This window comes from Arthrobacter oryzae, from assembly GCF_037911235.1.
Taxonomy (GTDB): Bacteria; Actinomycetota; Actinomycetes; order Actinomycetales; family Micrococcaceae; genus Arthrobacter; species Arthrobacter oryzae_E.
The window spans coordinates 397,852-422,378 of the sequence record NZ_JBBLYW010000065.1 but is presented as its reverse complement, the minus strand read 5'-3'; the positions used below and the strand labels follow the sequence as shown (position 1 = coordinate 422,378).

Annotated in this window: 26 protein-coding genes, 1 tRNA gene and 1 other RNA gene; 19 read left to right on the top strand and 9 right to left on the bottom strand. The window is 65.2% G+C overall.

The genetic code is table 11. The features are described from left to right. Window positions 1–421 precede the first annotated feature (421 nt). The 7 genes from WMN78_RS18970 to WMN78_RS18940 all read left to right on the top strand — a co-directional run bounded on the left by WMN78_RS18970 (window position 422) and on the right by WMN78_RS18940 (window position 5,471). Window positions 422–841, top strand: coding sequence for a DUF3052 domain-containing protein (locus WMN78_RS18970; RefSeq protein ID WP_043482300.1), 420 nt, complete (start codon window positions 422–424; stop codon window positions 839–841). Continuing rightward, a complete protein-coding gene (locus WMN78_RS18965) occupies window positions 838–1,350 on the top strand; it encodes a peroxiredoxin (RefSeq protein WP_425341173.1) in 513 nt (170 codons plus the stop codon). The genes WMN78_RS18970 and WMN78_RS18965 overlap by 4 nt, the downstream gene beginning before the upstream one ends. A 4-nt stretch (window positions 1,351–1,354) precedes the next feature. Beyond that, window positions 1,355–2,275, top strand: coding sequence for an NAD-dependent protein deacetylase (locus WMN78_RS18960; protein ID WP_340535292.1), 921 nt, complete (start codon window positions 1,355–1,357; stop codon window positions 2,273–2,275). A gap of 110 nt (window positions 2,276–2,385) precedes the next feature. Continuing rightward, window positions 2,386–2,461 (top strand) — tRNA-Val (locus WMN78_RS18955). Window positions 2,462–2,563: 102 nt separating this feature from the next. Further along, window positions 2,564–2,854, top strand: coding sequence for a hypothetical protein (locus WMN78_RS18950; protein WP_340535291.1), 291 nt, complete (start codon window positions 2,564–2,566; stop codon window positions 2,852–2,854). Window positions 2,855–3,155: 301 nt separating this feature from the next. After that, window positions 3,156–3,953, top strand: coding sequence for an IclR family transcriptional regulator (locus WMN78_RS18945; protein WP_340535290.1), 798 nt, complete (start codon window positions 3,156–3,158; stop codon window positions 3,951–3,953). A 168-nt stretch (window positions 3,954–4,121) separates the two neighbouring features. Further along, window positions 4,122–5,471, top strand: coding sequence for an MFS transporter (locus tag WMN78_RS18940; protein WP_340535289.1), 1,350 nt, complete (start codon window positions 4,122–4,124; stop codon window positions 5,469–5,471). A 102-nt stretch (window positions 5,472–5,573) separates the two neighbouring features. Here the strand turns inward: WMN78_RS18940 and WMN78_RS18935 are convergent, their stop codons facing one another. Further along, on the bottom strand, window positions 5,574–6,986 hold the full coding sequence (locus WMN78_RS18935; protein ID WP_340535288.1) for a PLP-dependent aminotransferase family protein: 1,413 nt from the start codon (window positions 6,984–6,986) through the stop codon (window positions 5,574–5,576). On the opposite strand from WMN78_RS18935, the gene WMN78_RS18930 reads away from it, so the two are divergent. Together WMN78_RS18930 and WMN78_RS18925 are read left to right on the top strand one after the other, a co-directional pair. Beyond that, window positions 6,985–7,980 (top strand): DMT family transporter, encoded by a 996-nt coding sequence (locus WMN78_RS18930; RefSeq protein ID WP_340535287.1) that lies wholly within the window; start codon window positions 6,985–6,987, stop codon window positions 7,978–7,980. The two genes, WMN78_RS18935 and WMN78_RS18930, sit on opposite strands and share 2 nt — an antisense overlap. Window positions 7,981–7,984: 4 nt before the next feature. After that, entirely contained in the window at window positions 7,985–8,608 is a 624-nt protein-coding gene (locus WMN78_RS18925; RefSeq protein ID WP_340535286.1) for an FMN-binding negative transcriptional regulator, read from the top strand. A gap of 6 nt (window positions 8,609–8,614) precedes the next feature. Here the strand turns inward: WMN78_RS18925 and WMN78_RS18920 are convergent, their stop codons facing one another. Further along, window positions 8,615–9,679: a D-2-hydroxyacid dehydrogenase gene (locus tag WMN78_RS18920; protein WP_340535285.1), complete on the bottom strand. Its 1,065-nt coding sequence runs from the start codon at window positions 9,677–9,679 to the stop codon at window positions 8,615–8,617. A 71-nt stretch (window positions 9,680–9,750) separates the two neighbouring features. On the opposite strand from WMN78_RS18920, the gene WMN78_RS18915 reads away from it, so the two are divergent. Genes WMN78_RS18915 through WMN78_RS18905 form a run of 3 tightly spaced genes read left to right on the top strand, consistent with a single transcriptional unit; the run spans window position 9,751 to window position 12,547 of the window. Then, window positions 9,751–10,722 (top strand): NAD(P)-dependent oxidoreductase, encoded by a 972-nt coding sequence (locus WMN78_RS18915; protein ID WP_425341172.1) that lies wholly within the window; start codon window positions 9,751–9,753, stop codon window positions 10,720–10,722. After that, the gene (locus WMN78_RS18910; RefSeq protein ID WP_340535283.1) at window positions 10,719–11,489 is read left to right on the top strand and encodes an SDR family oxidoreductase; all 771 of its coding nucleotides are present in this window, start codon (window positions 10,719–10,721) and stop codon (window positions 11,487–11,489) included. The genes WMN78_RS18915 and WMN78_RS18910 overlap by 4 nt, the downstream gene beginning before the upstream one ends. After that, a complete protein-coding gene (locus WMN78_RS18905) occupies window positions 11,489–12,547 on the top strand; it encodes an L-idonate 5-dehydrogenase (RefSeq protein ID WP_340535282.1) in 1,059 nt (352 codons plus the stop codon). Before WMN78_RS18910 ends, WMN78_RS18905 begins: the two co-directional genes overlap by 1 nt. Window positions 12,548–12,608: 61 nt before the next feature. Here the strand turns inward: WMN78_RS18905 and WMN78_RS18900 are convergent, their stop codons facing one another. Then, on the bottom strand, window positions 12,609–13,337 hold the full coding sequence (locus WMN78_RS18900) for a FadR/GntR family transcriptional regulator (protein WP_340535281.1): 729 nt from the start codon (window positions 13,335–13,337) through the stop codon (window positions 12,609–12,611). A 218-nt stretch (window positions 13,338–13,555) separates the two neighbouring features. On the opposite strand from WMN78_RS18900, the gene gndA reads away from it, so the two are divergent. Then, window positions 13,556–14,992 (top strand): NADP-dependent phosphogluconate dehydrogenase, encoded by a 1,437-nt coding sequence (gene gndA / locus WMN78_RS18895; protein ID WP_340535280.1) that lies wholly within the window; start codon window positions 13,556–13,558, stop codon window positions 14,990–14,992. 120 nt (window positions 14,993–15,112) lie between these two features. Next, window positions 15,113–15,946, top strand: coding sequence for an oxidoreductase (locus WMN78_RS18890; RefSeq protein ID WP_340535279.1), 834 nt, complete (start codon window positions 15,113–15,115; stop codon window positions 15,944–15,946). On the opposite strand, the gene epsC is transcribed toward WMN78_RS18890, so the two are convergent. The 3 genes from epsC to msrA all read right to left on the bottom strand — a co-directional run bounded on the left by epsC (window position 15,943) and on the right by msrA (window position 18,106). Next, window positions 15,943–16,527, bottom strand: coding sequence for a serine O-acetyltransferase EpsC (gene epsC, locus WMN78_RS18885; RefSeq protein ID WP_340535278.1), 585 nt, complete (start codon window positions 16,525–16,527; stop codon window positions 15,943–15,945). The genes WMN78_RS18890 and epsC overlap by 4 nt on opposite strands. Before the next feature lie 41 nt (window positions 16,528–16,568). Beyond that, on the bottom strand, window positions 16,569–17,504 hold the full coding sequence (cysK, locus tag WMN78_RS18880) for a cysteine synthase A (RefSeq protein WP_340535277.1): 936 nt from the start codon (window positions 17,502–17,504) through the stop codon (window positions 16,569–16,571). A gap of 77 nt (window positions 17,505–17,581) precedes the next feature. Further along, on the bottom strand, window positions 17,582–18,106 hold the full coding sequence (msrA, locus tag WMN78_RS18875; protein WP_340535276.1) for a peptide-methionine (S)-S-oxide reductase MsrA: 525 nt from the start codon (window positions 18,104–18,106) through the stop codon (window positions 17,582–17,584). A gap of 100 nt (window positions 18,107–18,206) precedes the next feature. Between msrA and WMN78_RS18870 the strand changes: the two genes are divergently transcribed. After that, a complete protein-coding gene (locus WMN78_RS18870) occupies window positions 18,207–19,181 on the top strand; it encodes a Nif3-like dinuclear metal center hexameric protein (protein ID WP_340535275.1) in 975 nt (324 codons plus the stop codon). A 60-nt stretch (window positions 19,182–19,241) separates the two neighbouring features. Next, a complete protein-coding gene (locus WMN78_RS18865; protein ID WP_340535274.1) occupies window positions 19,242–19,979 on the top strand; it encodes a zinc ribbon domain-containing protein in 738 nt (245 codons plus the stop codon). Window positions 19,980–20,041: 62 nt separating this feature from the next. Here the strand turns inward: WMN78_RS18865 and WMN78_RS18860 are convergent, their stop codons facing one another. Together WMN78_RS18860 and WMN78_RS18855 are read right to left on the bottom strand one after the other, a co-directional pair. After that, on the bottom strand, window positions 20,042–20,806 hold the full coding sequence (locus tag WMN78_RS18860) for a peroxide stress protein YaaA (RefSeq protein WP_340535273.1): 765 nt from the start codon (window positions 20,804–20,806) through the stop codon (window positions 20,042–20,044). A gap of 50 nt (window positions 20,807–20,856) precedes the next feature. After that, the gene (locus tag WMN78_RS18855) at window positions 20,857–21,669 is read right to left on the bottom strand and encodes an SPFH domain-containing protein (RefSeq protein WP_340535272.1); all 813 of its coding nucleotides are present in this window, start codon (window positions 21,667–21,669) and stop codon (window positions 20,857–20,859) included. A 121-nt stretch (window positions 21,670–21,790) separates the two neighbouring features. Here WMN78_RS18855 and rnpB point away from each other — a divergent pair. After that, an RNA gene (rnpB, locus tag WMN78_RS18850) (RNase P RNA component class A) lies at window positions 21,791–22,182 on the top strand. A 119-nt stretch (window positions 22,183–22,301) separates the two neighbouring features. Here rnpB and WMN78_RS18845 read toward each other — a convergent pair. Further along, the gene (locus WMN78_RS18845; protein WP_340535271.1) at window positions 22,302–22,454 is read right to left on the bottom strand and encodes a hypothetical protein; all 153 of its coding nucleotides are present in this window, start codon (window positions 22,452–22,454) and stop codon (window positions 22,302–22,304) included. A gap of 274 nt (window positions 22,455–22,728) precedes the next feature. Between WMN78_RS18845 and WMN78_RS18840 the strand changes: the two genes are divergently transcribed. Further along, window positions 22,729–24,207 carry a glyceraldehyde-3-phosphate dehydrogenase gene (locus WMN78_RS18840; RefSeq protein ID WP_340535270.1) on the top strand — a complete coding sequence of 493 codons (1,479 nt, stop codon included), beginning with the start codon at window positions 22,729–22,731 and terminating at the stop codon, window positions 24,205–24,207. 77 nt (window positions 24,208–24,284) lie between these two features. Then, window positions 24,285–24,494, top strand: coding sequence for a hypothetical protein (locus tag WMN78_RS18835; protein ID WP_340535269.1), 210 nt, complete (start codon window positions 24,285–24,287; stop codon window positions 24,492–24,494). Window positions 24,495–24,527 lie beyond the last annotated feature (33 nt).

The following is a 24,527-nucleotide window of genomic DNA, read 5'->3' as shown; positions in this document are numbered from 1 at the left end:
CCAACCTCTCTTTGCGCGCATGCATCGGCGCACTCAGGTCCGGCAGGGTAACTGCCTGGCATGAACGCGACGTGTGCGACGTATCGGTTACAACAGCCCGGTCATGTGCGCCGGGCAGGGTCCTATCACGTCTATAGCCTTAAAAATCCAGGGCGATCGCCCCGTCGGCATAGTCGTCATCAGCCACTCTAGCTGTGAGTGCTGGCCGATGCGTAGCCGCTGCCTGACGTCCCTGTCGTATTTGACGTCATACTGGTTGTGTGACGGATCGCGGCCCTGCCGGACCGGCGCCGGGCCCCGGGTGTGACGCAGAATAAGTGGGATCGCGGGGCAACAGCTTGAAGAGCAGGCACAAAGGGTGTTGGCTTGTAGTAATGGAAATCACTAGATTTATGCAAATGACTAAGCATTGGAGGAACACGTGAGCGAGGCCGACGCCGCCACTTCGGTAAATGTGGCGGAAAAATTGGGTTTCAAAAACGGGGATCTGATTCAGGAGTTCGGTTACGACGACGACGTCGACTTCGACTTACGTGATGATATTGAGGACCTGACCGGTTCCGAGCTCCTTGATGAGGACGACCATGACGTGGTGGACGCCGTCATTTTCTGGTGGCGGGACGGCGACGGAGACCTGATTGACACCCTGATGGATTCGCTGACCACCCTGAGTGAGAACGGCGTTGTCTGGGTGCTCACGCCGAAGTCAGGGCGGCACGGCTACGTGTCCCCGGCGGAGATCCAGGAGGCCGCACCCACGGCAGGGCTCCACCTCACCACGTCAGCGGGTGTCTCCAAGGACTGGAGCGCAACGCGCCTGGTCACCAGGAAGAACAAGTGACGCTGCAGCAACTGCAATCGGTGCAGGATGCCGGAGCAGCGGCCAGCGTTCCCGCCGTCGGAGAGACGGCCCCCGACTTCGAACTGGTTAATCAGTACGGTGAACCTGTCAGGCTGTCGGAACTACGGGGACGCAACGTCGTCGTCGTTTTCTATCCGTTCGCCTTCTCGGGAATCTGTACCGGCGAACTCTGTGAGATCCGGGACAACCTCGCGCTGTTCGAGGACGCGAACGCCACGGTCCTGGCACTTTCCGTGGACAGCAAATTTACGCTGCGCGCGTACGCGGAGAAGGAGGGCTACGGGTTTGATCTGCTGGCAGACTTCTGGCCGCACGGCGAAGTGGCTTCGCAATACGGCGTGTTCGATCCCAACAGCGGCATGGCGCAGCGTGGCACGTTCATAATCGACGCCGACGGCATCGTCCGGTACGTCGTGGTGAATCCGCGCGGCCAGGCCCGCGACCTGGCAGGTTACCGCGCGGCGCTCTCGGAGCTCGGCGGGAACTGACGGCATGAGGCAGCGGCACCCCGGACTTGGCATGACTGGGTTCGCCAGCCTGCCGCCGGTGGGCGCTGCCAGTCCTGCCCCAGACGAACTCGGTGTGCTCCAGGGAATTCGGGACGCTCTGGCCGGAAACCGCTTTGCCCTCCTCACCGGGGCAGGCCTCAGCACCGACTCGGGCATTCCTGACTACCGGGGGCCCGACGCGGCCCCAAGGGCGCCCATGACGTACCAGGAGTTCATCGGCCACGCCGGGAACCGCCAGCGGTACTGGGCGCGCAACCACATTGGCTGGTCCCACCTGCGGCGGGCTGACCCTAACGACGGCCATGCGGCTGCTGCCCGGCTCGAGCAGCGCGGCCTGCTGACCGGCCTCATTACCCAGAACGTGGACCGGCTCCACGAAGACGCCGGCAGTGTCAACGTGGTTGACCTCCATGGCCGTTTCGACCGGGTGGCATGCCTTTCCTGCGCGCGGCGGTATAGCAGGACACTGCTGGCCGGAGTCCTGGAGGAACTGAACCCGGGATTCCTGGAACAGGCCCTGGCTGACGGCATGGTGGAGATGGCGCCCGACGCCGACGCCACCGTGGAGGACTCGGTCCTCATCCGCAGTTTCGTCGTGGCGCACTGTCCGGCCTGCGGTGGCACACTGAAACCCGACTTTGTCTACTTCGGTGAAAATGTTCCCAAGGACCGGGTGGAGCGGTCCTACGCCATGGTCGACGAGGCCGGCGCCCTTGTTGTTGCCGGATCCTCACTGACGGTCATGAGCGGCCTTCGCTTCGTACGTCACGCCGCCAAGCAGGAGAAGCCGGTGGTCATCATCAACAGGGGAGCAACGCGGGGGGACGACCTGGCCACGATCAAGCTGGAGGCCGGAGTCAGTGAATCGCTCACGTGGTTGGCCGCCGAACTGCCGGACCTGTGACCTTTGCCTCACCGCAGGGCGGAAGGGGCGGCCGATTGGCGTTCCGCCGGTTCCATCCGGTACAGTTGCTGTTCGTTGGTTGAAGCGCTGAGGCGCCGAGACCACGGTTTGGGTCTTTAGCTCAGCTGGTAGAGCGCCACGTTTACACCGTGGATGTCATCGGTTCGATCCCGGTAGGACCCACCAACGAAACCCCGTCACAGCAGGCCGAACAGGCCGGTCGTGGCGGGGTTTTTGTCATGGCTGCCAGTGCAGAAAAATGTCCGACCCCCTCCCTAGTGTGGCGGCATGGAACACGTCATGATGAGGATGGCCCCGGACGGGCGGCCGCTGTCTGTACTCCGCGGCGGACGGGAATGGACCGTCGGCGCGGAGCCGGTCCGCTGGTTTGAGCGCGTCAGCTGGTGGGAGGCTGAGCGCAGGATGCCCAGGGGTCTGGGAAGAGTGGATATCGAAGTGTGGCAGGTCCAGGCGAGGCTGGGCAGCAACGAAAAGTCGGCACTGACCACCATGGAACTGATCCGCGACGGACTCGGCGGAGGCTGGCGGCTGAGGGAGGCTGTTGCCGACGCCGCGTGATTCGCCGAACAGGAAAGCCGCCCAGGCATTGGAAAAGCCTTCCACCGCGGCTATTGGGGGATGCCGCGGTGGAAGGCTTGCAATTGAATATACAGTGAATTTTTCGAAATGTGAAAGATTTTGAGGCATGACGCGCCGCGCCCTCCAAGGGTCAAAGGTCCTGCCCTGGAACAAGCCCGTAGGAGGTCTCCGCCCGGGCCCAAAACCGGGGCCCACACATTATGATGGTTACTGTTCAGCTGAATGAACAGACCTGAATGAACGGCGCATTAACGGACGCGCTTTTAACTGAAGGAGAATCATGGCCGATTCCCGGGCTCCCCGCACCTCCGACGGACTGGGGAGTGCGTCCCCCGCGCCAGCCGTGACGAGGGCCGCTGCCGTGCTGGAGGCCCTGGCTGCCTCCGCCACAGGCAGGCTCACGCTGAGCGACCTTTCGCGGGAACTAGGCATTCCCAAGTCGTCAACATCGAATCTCCTGCTGGCGCTGGAGGAGGCGCGCCTCATCAACCGGCAGGGGGCCGACTTTACGCTCGGGCGCAAACTTGTTGAACTCGGCGCCGCCTACCTGAGCCGGCTGGACGAGGTCCAGGAGTTCTACCGATTCTGCGAACAGGCTCCCACCTTGTCCGGCGAAACTGTACGTATCGCCATGCTGGACGGAACCAACGTGATCTACCTGGCCCGGTATGAAGGACACCCTGCGGTCAGGCTCACCTCGAATATTGGTGACAAGATGCCTGTGTCGTTGTGCGCCGTGGGCAAAGCGCTCATCGCGCGACTGCACGACCATGACATCGACGAGATGTTTCCCGATGATGCTGAATTGCCGGTGCTGACTCCCAAATCGCTTCGGACCGGCGCCGAATTCAAGAAACAACTGCCGGTCATCCGGGAGCAGGGCTTCGCCTTCGAGGATGAAGAGTCGACCACCGGCGTGGTGTGCCTTGCGGTTGCGGTTCCCACCAGGGGAGCCCACGGGCCCAGCCTGGGACTGTCCGTCACCGCCTTGAAGGCAACCTACTCCCAGGAGCAGGGCGCCATGATGGTCAAAGAGCTGCAGGAACTGGCTCGTTCACTGGGCAACCCCATGGGCTAACAGGCCCCGGCAGGGCCGGTCATTCACTCCCCGGGAAATAAATCGGATTTCATCATTGGCGAACTGTTCATGGTGCTGTACTCTGTTCAATATAGTGATCGACACCACCGGTGCCGTCGCTATCCCACCAGACCAACGGGGGTCTGGAGTGTTCTTAAGGGAGTGCTAGTGACAACTCGTACTGAATCACCGCTTGCGGATGCGGACGGCGCCGTCGTCGAACCGGAACAACTGCGGAGGGCAACTCTTGCCAGCTCCGTGGGCTCCGCTCTGGAGTACTACGATTTCTACATTTATGGCCTCGCGTCGGCTTTGATCTTCGGACCGCTTTTCTTCAAGCCCCTCGGTGAAGACGGCGCCCTGATCGCGTCCTTCGCCACCTATGGCGTCGGGTTTGCGGCCCGTCCGTTCGGCGGGGTCATCTTTGGCTACATCGGCGACAGGTTTGGCCGAAAAATGGTCCTGATCCTCACGATCGGCCTGATGGGAACCGCGAGCTTCGCCATCGGCCTCCTGCCGACCTTCGAGCAGGCCGGCATGCTGGGGGCGGTCCTCCTGGTAACGCTGCGCATCCTCCAGGGCCTCGGCGCCGGGGCTGAACAGGCCGGTGCCACCACCCTGATTTCCGAAGTAGCGCCGCGCCGCCGTCGTGGATTCTTCGCATCACTGCCGTTCGTCGGCATCCAGCTGGGCACCCTCCTGGGCGCCGGCACTTTCGCACTGATTGCCATGGCTGACAAGGCCGTCCTCGAAGGCTGGTTGTGGCGCGTGCCCTTCCTGGCCAGCATCCTCCTGATTGCAGTAGCCATCTTCATCCGGCTGCGGCTCAAGGAAACGCCGGTATTCCAGGAGCTGGAAAAACACAAGAACGTGGTCAAGAACCCCATCGGCCAGCTATGGAAGCACTCGAAGAAGAACGTCCTGATCGGCATCGGCCTGCGCATGGGCGAGAACGGCAACTCCTCGATCTACTCCGCACTCCTGATCGCCTTCATGGCAGCCAAGGACGGTGTATTCCCGGGGGACAAGTTCATTGGCCCCGTGGGCCTGCTCATCGCCGCCGGCTTTGCCGCCGTCATGGTGGTCACCTTCGGCGCCCTCTCGGACCGTTACGGACGTGTGCCGGTCTACCGCTACGGAGCACTGTTCCAGGCGGTCATCGCCCTCCCGGCGTTCTACCTCGTGACGCTGGGCAACGTGACCCTCGTCTGGGTGGTCATGGTGGTGGGCATCGCCATCGGCGTACAGTCCATGCTGGGCCCGCAGTGCCCGCTCCTGCCTGAACTGTTCGGTTCCCAGTACCGCTTCACCGGGGTGGCCATGAGCCGCGAACTCTCCGCCGTGATGGCCGGCGGGCTTGTTCCCCTCGTGGGCGCATCGCTCCTGGCCGCGACGGACCACTCCTGGCTCGTGCTCGCCATCTACTCGCTGGTTCTCGCACTGATTTCGTTCGGCACCACCTTCTTCACCCCGGAGACCGTGGGGCGCGACCTTATCCTCACGGAGGACGCAAGCTAGCACGGCCCCGCAGTGCCGTAACTGCACCCACGCCACAAGATTCCCCACCACAAGGCCGCGGCTCCCTCCGTCAGGAAGGAGCCGCGGCCTTTGTCGGGGGGGCTAGGCGCTGTTGCGTTCGAGGGCCTGGCCGATGATCCTCGCGCCTTGCGGGAAGGCTCCCGGGTTGGACCCGGAGTAGTTGAGCCGGATGAACGCGCCTGCAGGTTCGGCCGGGAACCACTCCCGCCCGGCGGCGATGATGACCCCGGCGCTTTCGCAGTCGCGTGCCAGCCGTTCGAGGTCGGTACCGTCGGGCAGCCGCGCCCAAAGGTTCAGGCCTCCCTTGGGGATCTGTTCGATGTGTGCCTGCGGGGCATGCTCGCGCATGCTGGCGACCAATAGATCGCGGCGCGACTGCAGCTGGTGGCGGAGGCTGCGCAGGTGCGTCTGCCACCCCGGCTGCGTCACGACGTCGAGTGCTGCGGCCTGGAGCAGGCCACTGACATACATCGACTCGGCTGCCCGGTCCGCGAGGATGCGCTCACGGGCCGGGCCGCGCGCGATGACGGCGGCGATGCGGATGGCCGGGGATACGCTCTTGGTCAGCGACCGAAGGTAGACCACGTGCCCCGAGTCGTCGCGGGAAGCGACAGGCACGGGACTGGTGGTGATGCCGAAGTCGTGTGCCCAGTCGTCCTCCACCAGGAAGGCGCCCTTCGCGCGCACCACGTCCAGGACCTCTTCGCCCCGCCCTGCGGCCCATTGGGCACCCGTAGGGTTGGCGTAGTTGGGTTGTGCGTAGAACAGGCGCGCTCCGGTTTCGTCGAACGCCCGTGCCAGTTCCGCCGGGTCGGGGCCGTCCGGTCCGCTGGGTACCGGGACCACGCGGACCCCGGCCTGCGCCGCTGCCAGGATGGCGCCCCAGTAGGTTGGGGATTCCATCAGCAGCGGCTGTCCGCGGCCGGCTAGCGCGCTGAAAATGGAACTGAGCCCGCTCTGGCTTCCCGGGAGTACGACGACGTCGCTCGGGTTGGGTGGCGTGGTCCCGGCCGGTGTCGACGTGCCGAGTTCGTGGGCGAACCACGATTGCAGTTCCGGCAGGCCCGCTGCGGGGGGACGGGATAACGCCGCTTCGCCGCGGGCTGCGCGGGTAAGGGCGGCACGCACCAGCCGCTCTGGCAGAAGCTCCCGGTCCGGGTAGCCGGAATGGAAGGAAATGGCATCGTTTGCCACGTCACGCATGGTGGTGGAGGCCGCCGGAAGCGGCGCCAGCGGTGACCGCAGGGCCGCCGTCTGCCAGCCGTAGTCCGAGGGGCGCGCCGTCCGGACGGCTCGGACGAACGTCCCCACGCCGGGCCGGCTTTCGATGAGGCCCTGCGCGGCGAGGGCCTGCAGGGCCTTCTGCACTGTGACCGGACTTGCCTGGTACTCAGCGACCAGCGACCGCGTGGAGGGCAGCCTGGATCCTGGTGGGGCCTTGGTGATCCATTCCCGCAGTTTCGCGGAAATCCGGGAACTGCTATCGTTGTTCATGAGATACCATAGTAGCGCTACTGCGCCAGTTCGCCCAGTGATACTGAACCAGCAGTCTTCCGGGCTGGGATGGGGCCTCCTCGGAGTAGCGGCCTTCTCGTTCACTGTTCCGTTCACCAAGATCGCCGTCGCGGGCATGTCGCCGCTCTTCATCGGTTCAGGCCGAGCGGTGGCAGCGGCCGTGCTCGCCATCTCCGCCCTGGCACTCACGCGGCAGCGGCTGCCCCGTGGCGTGCAGTGGGCGCGCCTCGCGGTGGTGGCCGCCGGCGTCGTCATCGGGTTTCCCTTGCTGACCTCGTTCGCCCTCACCACCACGCCAGCCAGCCACAGTGCCGTTGTCATCGCGCTGCTCCCGGCCGCGACGGCAACGGCAGCCGTCCTCCGGGGGCGCGAGCGTCCGCCGGTGGCGTTTTGGGTCATTACCGGTGCGGGCGCGCTGGCTGCCGTCGCGTTCGCCTCCATGCAGTCCGGCGGATTCGGGCAACTGCACTCGGCGGACCTGCTGCTCCTGGGCGCAGTGGCGGCAGCGGCCATTGGCTACGCGGAAGGCGGCCTCCTGGCCCGCGAACTCGGCCCCTGGCAGACCGTGTCCTGGGCGCTGGTGCTGGCGTCGCCGCTGATGGTGTTCCTGACGATGCTCTCCCTGGCCCAGCAGCCGCCGTCAGGCGTGCCCATCCAGTGGGCGGCCTTCGCCTACCTCGGCGTGGTGAGCATGTTCCTGGGCTTCTTCGCCTGGTACCGGGGGCTCGCCATCGGTCCGATGGCCCAGGTCAGCCAGATCCAGCTCATCCAGCCGGTGCTGAGCATCTGCTGGGCAGCCCTCCTGCTGGGCGAGGCCCTGACCTGGACCACCATCATCGGCGGCCTGGCCGTCATCCTCTGCGCCGGCGCGGCCGTCCGGGTCCGGGGCCGGCTCCGGCCGGCCGCCGCGCCGAAAGCCGCTCCATCCGCCGTTCCGCACGCCACAAGATCCCTCCAGCCCGCAAAGGATTAGCACCGTGTACACCCCAGCCCACTTCGCAGCCGGACCCGACGCGATTCGCGACCTCCTGACCCGGCCGGCAGCGGCCAACCTCGTCACCATGACCCCGCAGGGCCTGCTTGCCACGCTGCTGCCCTTCGTTTTCGACCCCTCGATCGGCAAACACGGCGCCCTGCACACCCACGTTGCCCGGAACAATGCGCAGTGGTCCGAGCCGGTGATCGGAGAAGCACTTGCCATCATCCAGGGCGCTGACGCCTACATCTCACCGTCCTGGTACGCCTCGAAAGCCGAGCACGGGCGCGTAGTGCCCACCTGGAACTACTCCACGGCGCACGTCTACGGCACGCTGGTGATCCATGACGACCCGGCCTGGCTCGCCGGCCAGGTCAGGCGGCTGACCGACGTCAACGAAGCAGGCTTCGACCACCCGTGGAGCGTGGACGATGCACCGGAGCGCTACATCTCCGGACAGCTGCGCGCCGTCGTTGGCCTGGAACTTGTCATCACCAGGATCGAAGCGAAGGCCAAGCTCAGCCAGAACCGGCCCGACGCCGACATCGACGGCGTGGTGGCCGGGCTTGCTGCCCGGGGCCAGGGCGCCAGCGCTTCAGACGTCGAGCGGGCACGGCGGCAATAGTCCGGCTTAGTAGAAGTGCACGGTATCCACGAGGTGGGGGAGTTCCCCGCCGTCGAGGAACGTGCGCAGGTTGCTGCTGAAGCGTTCGGCGATCAGCCGGTTCTCCGCCGCGCTCAGCGCCGAGGTGTGCGGGGACACCATCACCTTGGGGTGGTTCCAGAGCGGGCTGTCCTGCGGCAGGGGTTCGACGGCAAAAACGTCGAGGCAGGCATACCCCACCTGTCCGTTGTCGAGCGCCTCCAGGAGTGCGTCCTCGTCCACCACGGTGCCGCGGCCCACGTTCACGAAGACCGTCCCCGGTTTCATGGCGCCGAAAACTTCGCGGTTGAACAGCTTCTCTGTGTAGGGCGTGCCGGGGAGGGTGTTCACGACGGCGTCAGCCGAGGCGAGCAGCGCGGCTAGGCAGTCGTTGCCGGCGACCTCGTCGATGCCCTCGATAGGCTCCACGTTCCGCTTCGTGCCGCTGACCTTCATGCCGAGCGCCCTGGCGATGCGGGCCGTCTCCAGTCCGATCTCGCCGAGGCCGGTGACCACGAGGGTGGAGCCGTTCACCAGGCGGGTCGGCGTTCGCAGTTCAGGCCAGGTCCTGGCTGCCTGGTCCACTGCGAGCTCGGCGCTGCGCTTGAAGCCGTTGAGGATGCCCAGGGCTGCGAACTCCGCAAGCGGCAGCGCATGCACGCCGGCTGACGTGGTGACCTTGAACTTCTGCAGGGTTTCCTGTTCCAGTCCTGAAGCCTTGACGGCTCCGCCGGCCCCTGCGGCCATTGCATGGATCCACTGGAGCCGGGGGTTGCTGCCGGCAATGCGGGCCAGTCCGGCAGGGCTCTCGTTGGGGAAGCCATACAGGACATCGGCCTTGTTGAGCATGTCCCAGTAACGTTCCTCCTGCTCCGGCGTGCGCTTGAAGTCCGGGTCGCCGGTGTGGTCGGCGGGGAAGCGTTCGGGCGGCAGGAGGTCGGGCTCATAGAGGACGGTCACGGAAGGGTCTACGGCGCGGATGCGCTCCACCAGCTCAGCTTCGAGCGGGACGGCGATTGCGACGGTGGTTGTAGTCGTCATAGTGTTCATCATACTGAATGGAGGCTAGGATATTGAACAGATTTTTCCACCGTTAACCACGATATAGTGAGGTGCCGCTGCCGATGGATGCGCAGGCAAACCCTAATCTGAGCGAAACTTTGAGTGAAAAGAGGGCCGGTTTCGTCGGCCTGGGGCTGATGGGCGGCCGCATGGCAGCCAACCTGCTGAAGGCCGGGTGGAACGTCACCGGCTGGAACAGGTCAGCAGCAGCATTGGACGAGTTCGCCGCCCGCGGCGGCGTCCGCGCTGGAGACGTCGCAGCCCTCCGTGACGAGCCGGTCATCATTTTTATGCTCCCTGACCTGTCCTACATCGAAGACGCGGCGGCCGGGCTCCTCGCGCTCTGGGCCGAAGAGTCGCCCAAGCCCGGTACCGCCGTCGTGGTCATGAGCAGCGTTTCGCCGGCAGCTGTCCGGGACTTCGGGGCGACGGTCGCTGCCGTGAGCCGGGGCAACGCTGTCGTCGTCGATGCGCCCGTCAGCGGCGGCACCAAAGGCGCCGAGGACGGAACATTGGCAGTCATGGCAGGCGCGGAAGAGCACGACTTCCAGCGGCTCCTTCCCCTTTTCAACGCCATAGGCAGCACAGTCCGGCGGCTGGGACCGCTGGGTTCCGGGTCGCTGGCCAAAGCCTGCAACCAACTGATTGTGGGAACCACGACGGCGGCACTTGCGGAAGCCGCCGAGCTCGCCGAACGCTCGGGCATGGACGTTGAGGCGTTGTACGAAGTCCTGTCCGGAGGGCTGGCCGGCAGCAGGGTCCTGGATATCGTCGGGCCCCGCCTCGCCGCGAAGGACTATGAACCGACCGGACCGGCCAAGTTCATGCACAAGGATCTTTCCTTCGTGCTGGAAAGTGCGGCCGCCGTGGGGGCCGCCGTACCCATGGCAGCGGCCGGCGTCGAACTGTACGCGGAACTCAAGCGTCAGGGGCTCGGAGACCTCGACCTCGCCGCCGTCCGTAAAACAATTTCGAATCTCGGCGACTCAGTCGCAACCAGCAGCCACAACCAATTGAGGAACAGCAAACGATGAGTGGACTTTTTGACCTGACAGGCCGGACCGCGCTGGTCACCGGATCGAGCCGGGGGATCGGCAACGCGCTGGCCCGGGCATTGGCCGACGCCGGCGCCACAGTGGTGCTCAACGGCATCAACCCGGAGCGGCTCAAAGCCGCCGAAGCCGCGATGGCTGCCGAGTACGCGCCGGGGCGGGTGCACAGCTGCGCGTTCGACGTCACGAAGGACACGGAGGCCGCGCGGGGTATCGCCTGGGTGGAGGAGAACGTGGGGCCGCTGGAGATCCTGGTGAACAACGCGGGCATCCAACACCGCGTTCCCATGCTGGACCTGGACCTCAAGGACTGGGAACGGGTGATCTCCACCGACCTGACCAGCGCGTTCCTGGTGGGACGCGAAGCCGCGCGGCACATGATCCCGCGCGGCCACGGGAAGATCATCAACATCTGCTCGGTGCAAACAGACCTGGCACGGCCCACCATCGCCCCGTACATTGCGGCGAAGGGCGGGTTGCGGAACCTGACCCGGGCCATGACTGCGGAGTGGGCGGCGTCAGGCTTGCAGATCAACGGGATCGCGCCGGGGTACATCCACACGGAGATGACGCAGAACTTGGTGGACGATGAGCAGTTCAACGCGTGGATCCTGGGCCGGACCCCGGCGAACCGCTGGGGAACTGTGCAGGATTTGGCCGGTCCAGCGGTGTGGCTGGCCTCTGACGGGTCCAACTTCGTGAACGGCCAGACCATCTTCATCGACGGCGGAATGACGGTGGTGGTCTGATGCCCGGCCTCCAGGAACTCCCTGCCACTTCGGCAGCCGTAGTGGCCCACGCGGCCGGCGACCTGCGCATCGAAGACGTGCCCGTCCCGGTTCCAGGTGCCGGCGAAGCGGTGGTGGAAGTTGCCTTCGGCGGCATCTGCGGCTCGGACCTCCATTACTGGCTGCACGGCGCAGCGGGGGAATCGGTCCTCCGTGCGCCCATGGTCCTGGGGCACGAAATTGTGGGTACCGTCCTGCATGCGGCGGCGGACGGCACGGGACCTGCGGCAGGTACTCCGGTGGCGGTCCATCCGGCGACGCCCGGCCCGGGCGCCGCACGGTATCCCGAAGACCGGCCCAACCTGTCCCCGGGCTGCACCTACCTGGGCAGCGCCGCCCGTTTCCCGCACGCTGACGGTGCATTCAGCCGCTACGCCACCCTGCCCGCCCGGATGCTCCGTCCGCTGCCCGAAGGCCTCAGCCTGCGGACTGCCGCACTGGCGGAGCCGGCCAGTGTTGCCTGGCATGCCGTAGCCCGCGCCGGGGACGTCCGGGGAAAGACGGCCCTGGTGATCGGCAGCGGCCCCATCGGGGCGCTGGCTGTAGCAGTCCTCAAACGCGCCGGCGCCCGGCGGATTGTGGCCGTGGACATGCACCCCAAACCCCTCGGGATCGCCCTCGGCGTCGGCGCCGACGAGGTCCTCAAGGGCGATGAAGCCGAGGCCATTGCCGCGGTGGAGGCGGACGTGGTCATCGAATCGTCCGGCAGCCACCACGGGCTTGCCTCCGCCCTGAGGGGCGCTGTCCGCGGCGGCAGGGTGGTGATGGTGGGCCTGCTGCCTTCCGGGCCCCAGCCCGTCCTGATCTCGCTGGCTATCACCCGCGAACTGGAGCTGCTGGGTTCGTTCCGCTTTAACGCCGAAATCGACGAGGTCATCGATGCGCTCGCGGACGGCACGCTGTTCGTGGACCCGGTGGTCACCCACGAGTTCCCGCTTGGACGCGCGCTTGAGGCCTTCGCAGTGGCCGGGAACTCGGCCGAATCCGGGAAGGTGCTGCTGGACTTCAGCCCTGAGTAGAATAGCCGCGCGAACGTACACTTGCGGCCCTGCCCTAAGGGCCTCAAGTGTACGTTCGCGCTCAGTTGTTCCGCAGGGGGATGAAGGTCCTGGGCTGGTCCCGCCAGCTGGCTTCCATCTCGGAGATCGTCTCGCGCATGATCCGGCCGGAAGCCTCACGGGCCGCGGCGGCGTTTCCTGCGGCGATGGCCTCCGCCACGTCCACATGCCACTGCAGGGCGGTCTCACGCGGATGGTTCGGCATGAGTCCGTGGACGGTCCGGCCGGTCAGGGTTTCCGCCACCTGCCCGACGAGGTTGGCGAACATTTCGTTGCCGGACCCGGTGAGGAGGAGGGAGTGGAAGCGGATGTCCAGCTGTAGGAACTCCGCCACATTGCCGGCCTTTCCGGCGTCGCGCATTGCCAGCGATACGTCCAGCAGTTCCCTGCGGATCTCCTGGGGGGCATTTGCGGCGGCCAGTTCGGCGGCGACAGGCTCGACGGCGGAACGCAGTTCCGCGAGGGACCTGAGCTGGGCGCCGCGGCCCTCGCCGGCAAGGCGCCAGCGGATGACCAGGGGATCGAACGGGTTCCAGCGGCTGGCCGGCAGCACCCGGATGCCCACGCGCTTGATGGTTTCCACCAGGCCGAGGGACTGCAGGACGCGGACAGCTTCACGCACCACGGAGCGCGAGACCTTCAGCTCGTCTTCGAGTTGCTCAGCCAGCATCACGTGGCCCTGGGGCAGTGCACCGCTCACGATGCGGGTGCCCAGATGTTCGATGGCGCGATGATGGAGGCTGGTTGACATAGTCGTAAGCATAATCGGGCCGGGCGCCTCCGCCCGGCCGAACGCCGGCGGCATCATAGACTGTTTTGTGACGCGCCACCTTCCAAAACGTGGGCGCAACTTTCCCGTAGTCAACGGAAATACATATGGTTTATTGACAGCCACTGGTTCTTAAAGCGTGTTCCGCAGGAAGTGCGGAACAGAATGCACACGTTGCACAGAAATGAATTGGAGTTTTGATGTCAGCACACATCGGTGTCACCGGCCTTGCGGTGATGGGGGCCAACCTCGCCCGCAACCTGGCCCGGAACGGCTTCACCGTTGCCCTGCACAACAGGTCTGTTGAAAAGACTGACGCGCTGCTGGAAAAGCACGGACACGACGGCGACTTCGTGCGTACCGAAACCCTCCAGGAGCTTGTCGATTCCCTCGAAAAGCCCCGCCGCGTCCTCATCATGGTCAAGGCCGGCAAGCCGGTCGACTCCGTGATCGAGCAGCTTGAGCCCCTGCTGGAAGCGGGCGACATCATCATCGACGCCGGCAACTCGCACTACGAGGACACCCGCCGCCGCGAAGCCGCCCTGGCCAAGAAGGACCTGCACTTCGTGGGCATCGGCGTTTCCGGCGGTGAGGAAGGCGCCCTGAACGGCCCGTCCATCATGCCCGGCGGCTCCAAGGAATCGTACGACGCCCTCGGACCGCTGCTGGAAAAGATCGCCGCCAACGTCGACGGCCAGCCCTGCTGCGCCTGGATCGGCACCGACGGCGCCGGGCACTTCGTCAAGATGGTTCACAACGGCATCGAATACGCCGACATGCAGGTCATCGGCGAAGCCTTCGACCTTCTCCGCTCCGGTGCAGGCATCGAACCGGCCGAGCAGTCCAAGATCTTCGCCGAATGGAACAAGGGCGAGCTGGCTTCGTTCCTGATCGAAATCTCCGCCGAGGTCCTCGGCCACGTGGACACCCGAACGGGCAAGCCGTTCGTCGACGTCGTGGTGGACGCCGCAGGGCAGAAGGGCACCGGCCGCTGGACGGTCATCTCCGCACTCGAGCTGGGATCCCCGACGTCGGGCATTGCGGAGTCCGTGTTCGCACGCGCCCTCTCGTCCCAGGCCGAACAGCGCAAGCTGGCCCAGGAACTGCTCGCCGGCGAGGAAATCGCCGTCGAGGTTCCGGAAACGTTCGTTGAGGACGTCCGCCAGGCGCTGTACGCCTCCAAGCTGGTGTCCTACGCCCAGGGCCTGGACATGCTGACCTCGGCCGCGAAGGAATACGGCTGGGACCTGAAGCTGGACGAGATCGCTTCCCTCTGGCGCGGCGGCTGCATCATCCGCGCGGAACTGCTGAAGGAAATCACCAAGGCCTACGCCGCGGACGAAAAGCCGGCCAACCTGCTGTTCGCCCCGGCTTTCACCAAGGCCATCGCCGAGGTCCTCCCGGCCTGGCGCCGCGTGGTTGCCACGGCTGTCCAGCTGGGCATCCCCGTACCCGTGTTCTCCTCCTCGCTGGCCTACTACGACGGCCTGCGCCGCAAGCGCCTGCCGGCCGCCGTGATCCAGGGCCAGCGCGACCTCTTCGGTGCGCACACCTACGGCCGCGTTGACGCCGAGGGCACGTTCCACACCCTGTGGGGCGAAGACAAGTCCGAAATCGAGGCAGTGGACACCCACTAGCCTCAGCGCCACACTGGCTCTGACACCAACGGTGACATCAAGCGCCGGTGCTTCCCGGATACTCTGGGAGGCGCCGGCCGTTGTCGTTAAGCCGGCCGTTGTCCCTAAGGAGTGCAGCCCATGTCCCAGCCAGTCGCGTTTGTCACCGGTGCGTCCACCGGCATCGGGTTTGAGGCTGCAAAGAAGCTCAGCGAGCACGGCTTCACTGTGTACGCCGGCGCCCGGCGGGTCGAAAAGATGGAGCCGCTGAAAGCATTCGGGGTGAAGGTGCTGGCGCTGGATGTCACGGACGAGGCGTCCATGGCGGCGGCCGTGGGGGAAATCCTGGAGGCACACGGCCGGATCGACGTCCTCGTGAACAACGCCGGCTACGGCTCCTACGGCTCCCTGGAGGAAGTGGAACCCGCTGAAGGCCGGCGGCAGTTCGACGTCAACGTTTTCGGGCTGGCGCGCATGACCCAGCTGGTGCTGCCTGCCATGCGCGCAGCGGCACAGGGGAGGATCATCAACGTGTCCTCCATCGGCGGGAAGATGTACGAGCCCCTTGGAGCCTGGTACCACGCCACAAAATTCGCCGTCGAGGGCCTGAGTGACTCCCTTCGCCTGGAACTCAAGCCCCACGGCATCAGGGTGTCCATCATCGAACCGGCGGGCACACAGACGGAGTGGGGCGGCATCTCCGGCGAAAGCCTGCTGGAAACGTCCGGGCACGGCCCCTACCGGGACCAGGCGAAAATTGTCGCTGCAGCGCTGGCCTCCACGGAAGGCTCCAGCATGTCAACCCACCCGGACGTCATTGCCGACGCCATAGTCCACGCGGCGACGGCCGCGCGTCCGAAAACGCGCTATCCCGTAGGCAAGGGCGCGCGGGCCATCCTGACCCTGCGAAGGATCCTGCCGGACACCGCGTTCGACGTGGTGCTCTGGGCGGTCTACAAGCGGTTTTCGGGCTAGATCCGGTACTCGATGTAGTACTCGGCCGGGTCCACGGCAGGTTTGGTCTCGCGCTGGGCGTCGCGGTGGCGCCACTTTGCCGGAACACCGGTGATGATGGACTCCGGCGGGGCATCCTTGACCACCACGGCGTTGGCACCCACGGCGCTGTCCCGTCCGATGGTGATGGGCCCCAGGATCTTGGCGCCGGCGCCGATGGTCACCCGGTCCCCGATGGTCGGATGCCGCTTGACCTTCGCCAGCGAACGTCCGCCCAGGGTCACGCCGTGATAGATCATGACGTCCTCGCCGATTTCCGCCGTCTCGCCAATGACCACACCCATGCCGTGGTCGATGAAGAACCGCTTGCCGATGGTGGCTCCCGGGTGGATTTCGATCCCGGTGAGGAAACGCGCCAGCTGCGAAATCAGGCGGGCCGGAAAGCGGAGCGCAGGATTCTGCCAGAGCCTGTGCGTCAGGCGGTGCGCCCAGATGGCATGAAGGCCGGAGTAGGCAAAAAAGTTCTCAAAAGAGCCTCGAGCCGCCGGGTCATGCGACCGGGCGGCGTCGAGGTCTTCCTTAAGTCTTGCGAAGAAGCTCACAAAGACCTTTCTACAGGAAACGGTGAATGGCGGGCTAAGACCTAGCCTCGGATGTCGTCATAGAGCACGGTGGAGATGTAACGCTCGCCGAAGTCGCAGACAACCGCGACGATGAGCTTACCGGCGTTTTCCGGGCGCTTGGCGAGTTCGAGGGCTCCCCAGACGATCGCCCCCGAGGAAATGCCGCCCAGGATGCCTTCCTTGACTCCGAGGTCGCGGGCAACGCGGACGGAATCCTCCAGGGTGGCGTCCAGGACCTCGTCGTAGACGTTGGTGTCCAGGATTTCCGGAATGAAGTTGGCGCCGATGCCCTGGATCTTGTGCGGGCCGGGGGCGCCGCCGTTCAGGATGGCGGAGTCCTTCGGTTCGATGGCGACGATCTGGACGTCCGGCTTGCGCTCCTTCAGGACCTGGCCGACGCCGGTGACGGTGCCGCCGGTGCCGATGCCGGCGACGAAGATGTCCACCTTGCCGTCGGTGTCGGTCCAGATTTCCTCGGCCGTGGTGGTGCGGTGGATCTCCGGGTTGGCCTCGTTCGCGAACTGCTGGGCCCAGATGGAGTTCTCCGTGTTGGCCACGATCTCCTGGGCTTTTTCCACGGCGCCGCGCATGCCTTCAGAGCCCGGGGTCAGCACAATCTCGGCGCCGAACGCGCGGAGCATCACGCGGCGTTCGGTTGACATGGTCTCGGGCATGGTCAGGATGACCTTGTAGCCGCGTGCGGCACCCACCATGGCCAGGGCGATGCCCGTGTTCCCGGAGGTACCTTCGACGATGGTTCCGCCGGGCTTGAGGGCCCCGGACTTCTCCGCTGCGTCAACAATGGCAACACCGATACGGTCCTTGACGCTGTTGGCCGGGTTGTAGAACTCGAGCTTGACCGCCACCTGGGCGTCGAGGCCCTCCGTGAGCCGGTTGAGCCTGACCAGCGGAGTGCCGCCGACAAGCTGGGTGACGTCGTCGTAGATCCGTGCCATGTATTTGTGCCTATCTCTGAAGAGTTCTCTGAACAGCGAATACTGAGGTCAGCCTAACGAGGGCGGCCGGACCGCTGCTAAGCATTAAGCCATGCAGAGTAATATTTCCGCGCCTTCGCCAGCTTGGGGTTGATGATCACCTGGCAGTAGCCCTGCTCCGGATGCTTGGCGTAGTAGTCCTGGTGGAAATCCTCGGCCACGTGGAACACGGGCAGCCTGCTGACCTCGGTGACGATCGGGTGCGCCCACAGTTCCTGGTTCCGTTCGATCGCCTCCTCGAAGAGGATCTTTTCCTCCGTGGTCTCGTAGAACATGGAGGAGCGGTACTGGGTGCCGACGTCGTATCCCTGGCGGTTGAGCGTGGTGGGATCGTGGAGGGCGAAGAACATGTCCAGGATGATCTCGGCCGGGATCACTTCCTCGTCGAAACTCACGGCCACCACTTCGGCATGGCCCGTGGTGCCGGAGCAGACCGAGTAGTAGTCGGGATGGCGGTCGTGCCCGCCGGTGTAGCCCGAGATGACGGACGTGACGCCTTTGGTTTTCTGGTAGACGGCGTCAAGGCACCAGAAGCAGCCTCCGCCAAGCACAAAAGTCTTCATGTCCTCTTCAATGGTTGAAGCGCGCTGATGATTCCCTCCACCACCTTACGAGACTGCCGCGCGTGCAGGCGACGCCGGCGGATAGGGTAAAAATGAGGGTATGGAACCTGTGAACACCGACGTTGCAGAAGACGCCCGTACCGCTGCCGATCCCGCCGGTGCTGGGTCCGCCGGTGCTGAATCCGACGCTGCCGAGTCTGACGCTGCCGAGTCTGACGCTGCCGAAACCGCGGACGCCACCACGCTCGGCGAAATCCTGCTGGCCGTGGAAGAGCTCTGGCCGGAGTCGCTCGCCGAGGAGTGGGATGAGGTGGGCCTGGTCGCAGGCCATCCGTCGGCCGAAGTCAACAGGATCATGTTCGCAGTGGATCCGACCCTTGACGTTATCGAGGAAGCCATTGAGTGGGGCGCTGACCTCCTGATCACGCACCACCCGCTGCTGCTCAAGGGAGTCACCTCCGTAGCGGCCACTACCGCGAAGGGCAAGGCAGTCCACCGCCTGATCGAGTCCGGGACAGGGCTCCTGACCGTCCACACCAACGGTGACTCCGCCGTCGGGGGCGTCTCCGACGTCCTGGCGGATGCCCTGGGCCTCCAGGACGTGGTGCCCCTCACCCCTGCGCCGAACGGCCTGCCCGAAGAGGGCATCGGCAGGGTCGGCGACCTTGAGGACGTCATGACGCTGGGGGACTTCGCCGCCCGCGTGTTTGGCATCCTGCCGTCCGTCGCCGGCGGCGTGCGGGTCTCCGGGGACAAAGACGGCCTGGTGCGGCGCGTTGCAGTCTGCGGCGGCGCGGGGGACTCCCTGTTCAACGAGGTCCGGGCCAGCAACGCCGACCTTTTCGTGACCGCCGACCTGCGCCACCACCCCGCGTCCGAGGCGCGGGAGAACGCCGTGAATGACAGGCCGTACCTCATCGACGTTTCCCACTTCGCCAGCGAGTGGCTGTGGCTGCCGGCGGCGGCCGAAGCGTTGGGAAACGTCCTCAGCGACCAGGGCCACGACGTCGAGATCCGGGTGAGCACCACCAACAGCGATCCGTGGGACTTCATTCTGACTCCGGGCGGGGACTAGAGTCTAAACTGCGCCGGTCCGGTGCCCGGCTTCGGCCGGTAGGAACAAGCGGAGGTAATAGTGGCCAAGGCAGCACCGGCAGAACAGTTGAAATTGCTCGAACTGCAGGGACTCGACGCCAGGCTCAAATCGCTGTCCAACCGCCGCCGGACCCTCGAAAGCGATCCCCGGATCAGCGACCTCCAAGCCGCCCTGGCCGTAGCCAACGGCGAACTGGGCGCGGCGAAAATGGCGGTCCACGACGCCGAAGCCGAACTCAAGCGCTCGGAAGCTGACGTGGAGCAGGTGGCCTCCCGCATCAAACGCGACGAAGCCCGGCTGAACAGCGGCACCGGCCTGTCCAAGGACCTTGTCGCGCTCCAAAGCGACATCGCCTCGCTCACCAAACGGCTATCCACCCTCGAGGACGTGGAACTGGAAGTCATGGAACGGCTGGAAGGGCTCCGTGAGCGCCAGGCGGCGCAGCAGAAGATTGTGGACGATGTCCAGGGATCGTTTGGCGGGATCCGCGCCGAGTTGGACGCCGCGCTGGCTGAGATTGCCGCGGAAGCCGCCGAGGTGGGTGCCAGGCGCTCGGAGTTCGCGGCAGGCCTCGATGCCGGTCTGCTGGCGGCTTATGAGAAGACCCTGGCCAAGCGCGGAGTCGGCGCAGCCCGGCTGTTCCACGGCAAGTCCGAGGGCTCCGGCATGCAGCTCAGCCCCGGCGACCTCGCCGACATCAAGGCAGCCGCCGACGACGACATTGTTTACTGCCCGGACTCCGGCTGCATCCTGGTCCGCTCGGCTGAATGGGCCTAAGCATACCCAAGTAGCTGGCAGTTAACGTCGTGAAAAGCGCGAATGACGACGTTAATTGCGAGTCAGTTGGGCAGGATGATGTTAAGGGCGTGCGCCTTGCGCGGAGAGCCTTGGACCAGCTCGGCCTCCCACTTTTCGCGTGCCGCTTTCAGTAGCTGCGCCGGTGTCCGGGGGGCGGCGCCTCGGCGTGTCAGCAGGTGGCGGGCCAGTTCGCCGCGGGTGTGCTTGGCGAAATGGCTGACCACCTTGCGCACGCCGTTCACTTCCGAGAAGACATTGACGGTGACGGTCTGCGCCGGCGGGGGTGCCCAGGCGGCGGCATAGGTGCTGGAACGGCAGTCCACCAACAGCTCCCCTTTGGTTTCGCCCGCCAGCGCATCCGAAATCTGCGGCTTCCAGAACGAGGCCAGCCGGCCGACGTCGGGCAGTGGCGTACCCATCGACAGCCGGTAGGCGGGCACCCGGTCAGCGAAGCGGATGGCGCCCCACAGGGCGGAGATCACCAGGACTGATTCATCCGCTTTCCGGCGCTGCGCCGCCGTCAGCGACTGATAGCCTAACGCGTCGTACAGGACGCCGGAATAGACCTGGTGCGCCGGCGCCGCCGGTTCCGTGTGCAGCCGGGTGTTGCGTTCGACGTCGGCGCTCAGGGATGCGCCGACGCCCAGCAGGGCGAGCGCGTCCCGGTGGGCGCTGACGCCTCCGAGGGCTTCCAGCACTTTTGCACGGTAGGTATTCAACGAGGGGAAGCTCAGGGCTGCCCAGTCGACGGCTTCACCATGGACAGCGGGGGTCTTGCCTTCAGACGGCGGCAGCAGAATCAGCACCGTACGATCTTACCGGCGCGCGGTGGGGGGAGTGCTGTGCTGGCTTCAGCTCAGGCAGCCTTGACCGGCGGTTTGGCTGCGGCTGTGGCCGCCTGGTTCTCGCGGGCGAGGAAAGCGGCCAGTTCGCCGATGGTGCTCATAAGCGGCGCAGGGAAGACAACTGTGGAGTTCTTGTCCACCGCGATTTCCACCAAGGACTGCAGATTCCGCAGTTGCAGAGCCAGCGGGTGGGCCATCATGGTGTCCGAAGCGTCGCCGAGGGCAGCCGCCGCGATGGCCTCACCTTCAGCTGCGATGATCTTCGCCCTCTTCTCCCGTTCGGCCTCAGCCTGGCGGGCCATGGCGCGCTTCATGCTTTCGGGAAGTTGGATGTCCTTCAGTTCCACCAAGGTCACCTCGACACCCCACTCCAGCGTCAGGGCATCCAGTATTTTCCGGATGTCGCTATTAATGCGTTCGGTTTCTGACAGCGTCTGGTCGAGGCTGTGCCTGCCAACCACCTTCCGTAAGGTGGTCTGGGCAATCTGGTCGATTGCGGCCGCCACGTTCTCGATGGCCACGACGGATTTCACGGCATCGACCACGCGGTAATAGGCCACGGCTGAGATGTCGACGCTCATGTTGTCCTGGGTGATGATTCCCTGCGACTGGATCGGCATGGTCACGATCCGCAGGCTGACCAACGGAAGACGGTCGACGACCGGGATGATGAACCGCAGGCCCGGCAGCCTAATGCCAATGACCCTGCCTAGCCGGAAAAGCACGCCCTGCTCATATTGCCGCACGATGCGGATGGACATCTTTAGGAAGATGAGCAGCAGCACTGTGACGGCGATGGCGATGTACGTACTGGTGGGGTCCATCCGGATCCCCTCCTTCGTGCCAGGGGTGATCTTGTTCAATTGTCCCACCAAGGGATCGAAAAGCCCTCTAGACCGGCTGCGGAACCGGACAGCCGGCATAGCCCGTAGAATGAAACGCGGATGGGTTGACCAGGCGGCCGCGCGTCACGCAAGTGGCTCGAGGAACGTCCGGGCTCCGCAGGGCAGGGTGGTGGGTAACGCCCACTCGGGGTAACCCGCAGGCCAGTGCCACAGAAAATAGACCGCCTGTATCGCGCCGGTTTGAAAGCGGCACGAAGCAGGTAAGGGTGAAACGGCGGTGTAAGAGACCACCAGCTTCCCGGGTGACCGGGAAGGCTAGGTAAACCCCACCCGGAGCAAGGCCAGACAGGACACGTTCGAGGGCTGCCCGCCCGAGTGTCCGGGTAGGCCGCTGGAGGGCGTCGGCAACGGCGTTCGTAGATGGATGGCCGCTACTCCCGCACCGGCAACGGCGCGGGAACACAGAACCCGGCGTATCGGTCAACCCATCCACCACCGCCGCGACGGCCCGTGAGCAGCCCGGGCGAACCGGCCCAGCCAAACAAATGTGCAGGCAAAAGGGCCGGCACCATGTGGTGCCGGCCCTTTTGAAGGTCGAAGCCGTGTTTGGGTTAGGCCCGGGCCTTGCGCTTCACCCATCCCCACGCCGCCGTGGCGACGAAAAGGACGAGGCCGACGACGGCCAGCCACAGCAGGCCCTTCACGACGAAGCCCAGGATCGAAAGAATGAGCCAGATGACAAGTAGCGCAACTATGAGTCCCATGCGGTCATCCTATGCCGTGAGGCCTGCGCATGACGGCATGTGAGTGACTTCACGCTTTACGGGGCGGTGGCGGAGCCGACGCCGACCTAGAATGGATAGCGAACGTAGAAGTTCTGCCGCCTGGTCTGCGTTCGCAGCCGGCGGCTTTTCTTTGCGCTTCTCCAAGGTGTCCGGGGTGGACCGAATCCCCGCCGATGCCTGTGCCCCGGAATACCTCCGGTGGCCGACATCCGCATACGAGGACGTATGTGGTTGACCCAAGGAAGGTAGTTCTTTGAGCCAGACGTCAGATTCTTGTCTTGATACGTGGATGGGCCGTGAGGCGCTTGCCGAGGCCATGATCCCGGTCATCGGCCGGCTGTACCGCGAGAACAATGTGGTGACCTCAATCCACGGCCGCAGCCTGATCAACAAATCCACCATGAACATCCTGAAGGCGCACCGCTTCGCGCGCCGGATGAGCAAAGACGAGCTGCTCCTTGAAGAGACGGCCCCGCTGCTGGATGCCCTCGCCGGGCTGGACCTGGGCGCAGCGGCCATCGACATCGCCCGCCTGAACCAGAAGTTCAAGGCTGAGGCCAACGGTGCAAGCCTGGACGAGTTCCTGCGTGCCGAGCTCGCCGACGTCGTCGGGAAGCGGGGCGGCGACGACCGCACCAGCACCGACGTCGTGCTTTATGGCTTCGGCCGCATCGGCCGCCTGCTGGCGCGCCTCCTCATCGAAAAGGCCGGTGGCGGCCACGGCCTCCGGCTCCGCGCCATCGTGGTCCGCCGCGGCTCGGACAACGACCTCGCCAAGCGTGCCAGCCTGCTGCGCAGGGACTCGGTTCACGGTTCGTTCGAGGGCACCATCAAGGTGGACACCGACAACAACACCATCACGGCCAACGGCGTGCAGGTCCAGGTCATCTACTCGGACAACCCGTCCACGGTGGACTACACGGCCTACGGCATCAAGGACGCCCTCGTGGTGGACAACACCGGACGCTGGCGCGACGCCGAAGGCCTGTCCCAGCACCTCCTGAGCAAGGGCGTTTCCCGGGTCCTGCTCACGGCACCGGGCAAGGGCGATTTGAAGAACATCGTCCACGGCATCAACCACGGCACCATCCTGGACTCGGACAAGATCGTCACTGCGGCGTCCTGCACCACCAACGCCATCACCCCGGTTCTGAAGGCCATCAACGACAAGTTCGGTGTGGTCCACGGCCACGTTGAGACGGTCCACTCCTTCACCAACGACCAGAACCTGATCGACAACTTCCACAAGGGTGACCGCCGCGGCCGCTCCGCCGCACTGAACATGGTGATCACCGAGACCGGTGCCGCCAAGGCTGTTGCGAAGGCGCTGCCCGAACTGCTGGGCAAGCTCACCGGCAGCTCCATCCGCGTCCCCACCCCGGACGTGTCCCTGGCCATCCTGAACCTCAGCCTGGAGCACGGCACCACCAAGGACGAGGTCAACGACTACCTGCGGCAGATGTCCCTGCACTCGGACCTGCGCAAGCAGATCGACTACATCGATTCCCCCGAAGTGGTCTCCACCGACTTCGTCGGCTCCCGCCGTGCAGGCATCGTTGATGGCCTGGCCACCATCTCCAACGACAAGAACCTGGTCCTCTACGTCTGGTACGACAACGAGTTCGGCTACAGCTGCCAGGTTGTCCGCGTGATGGAGGAAATGGCCGGCGTCAACCCGCCGTCGTTCCCGGTCAAGGAACCGGCTGCGGCGCTGGCCGCCATCGCGGTCTAGGCACTAAGCAGGCGAAGGTCTGAGGTTTCCCGGCCGGTGCTCTGGCATCGGCCGGGAAACGGTCCCAAAATGGAGTCATGGAACAGGAATCGACTCTCGAACATGAAACCACACTTGAACGCGCCCTCGACGTAGCGCGGAAAAACCACAAGGAAGCCACGCGCCTCCTTGAACAGGCTCGGGTGGCGCATGCCGCGGGAGAGATTCCCGTGAGCAGGGTCAAACAGCTCGAGGAGCTGCTGGACCTTGCCGCCGAGGACCTCAAGCGTGTGATAAAGGAGCAATAACTCCTCCTCCACACTGGGGATATCGGCCACGTT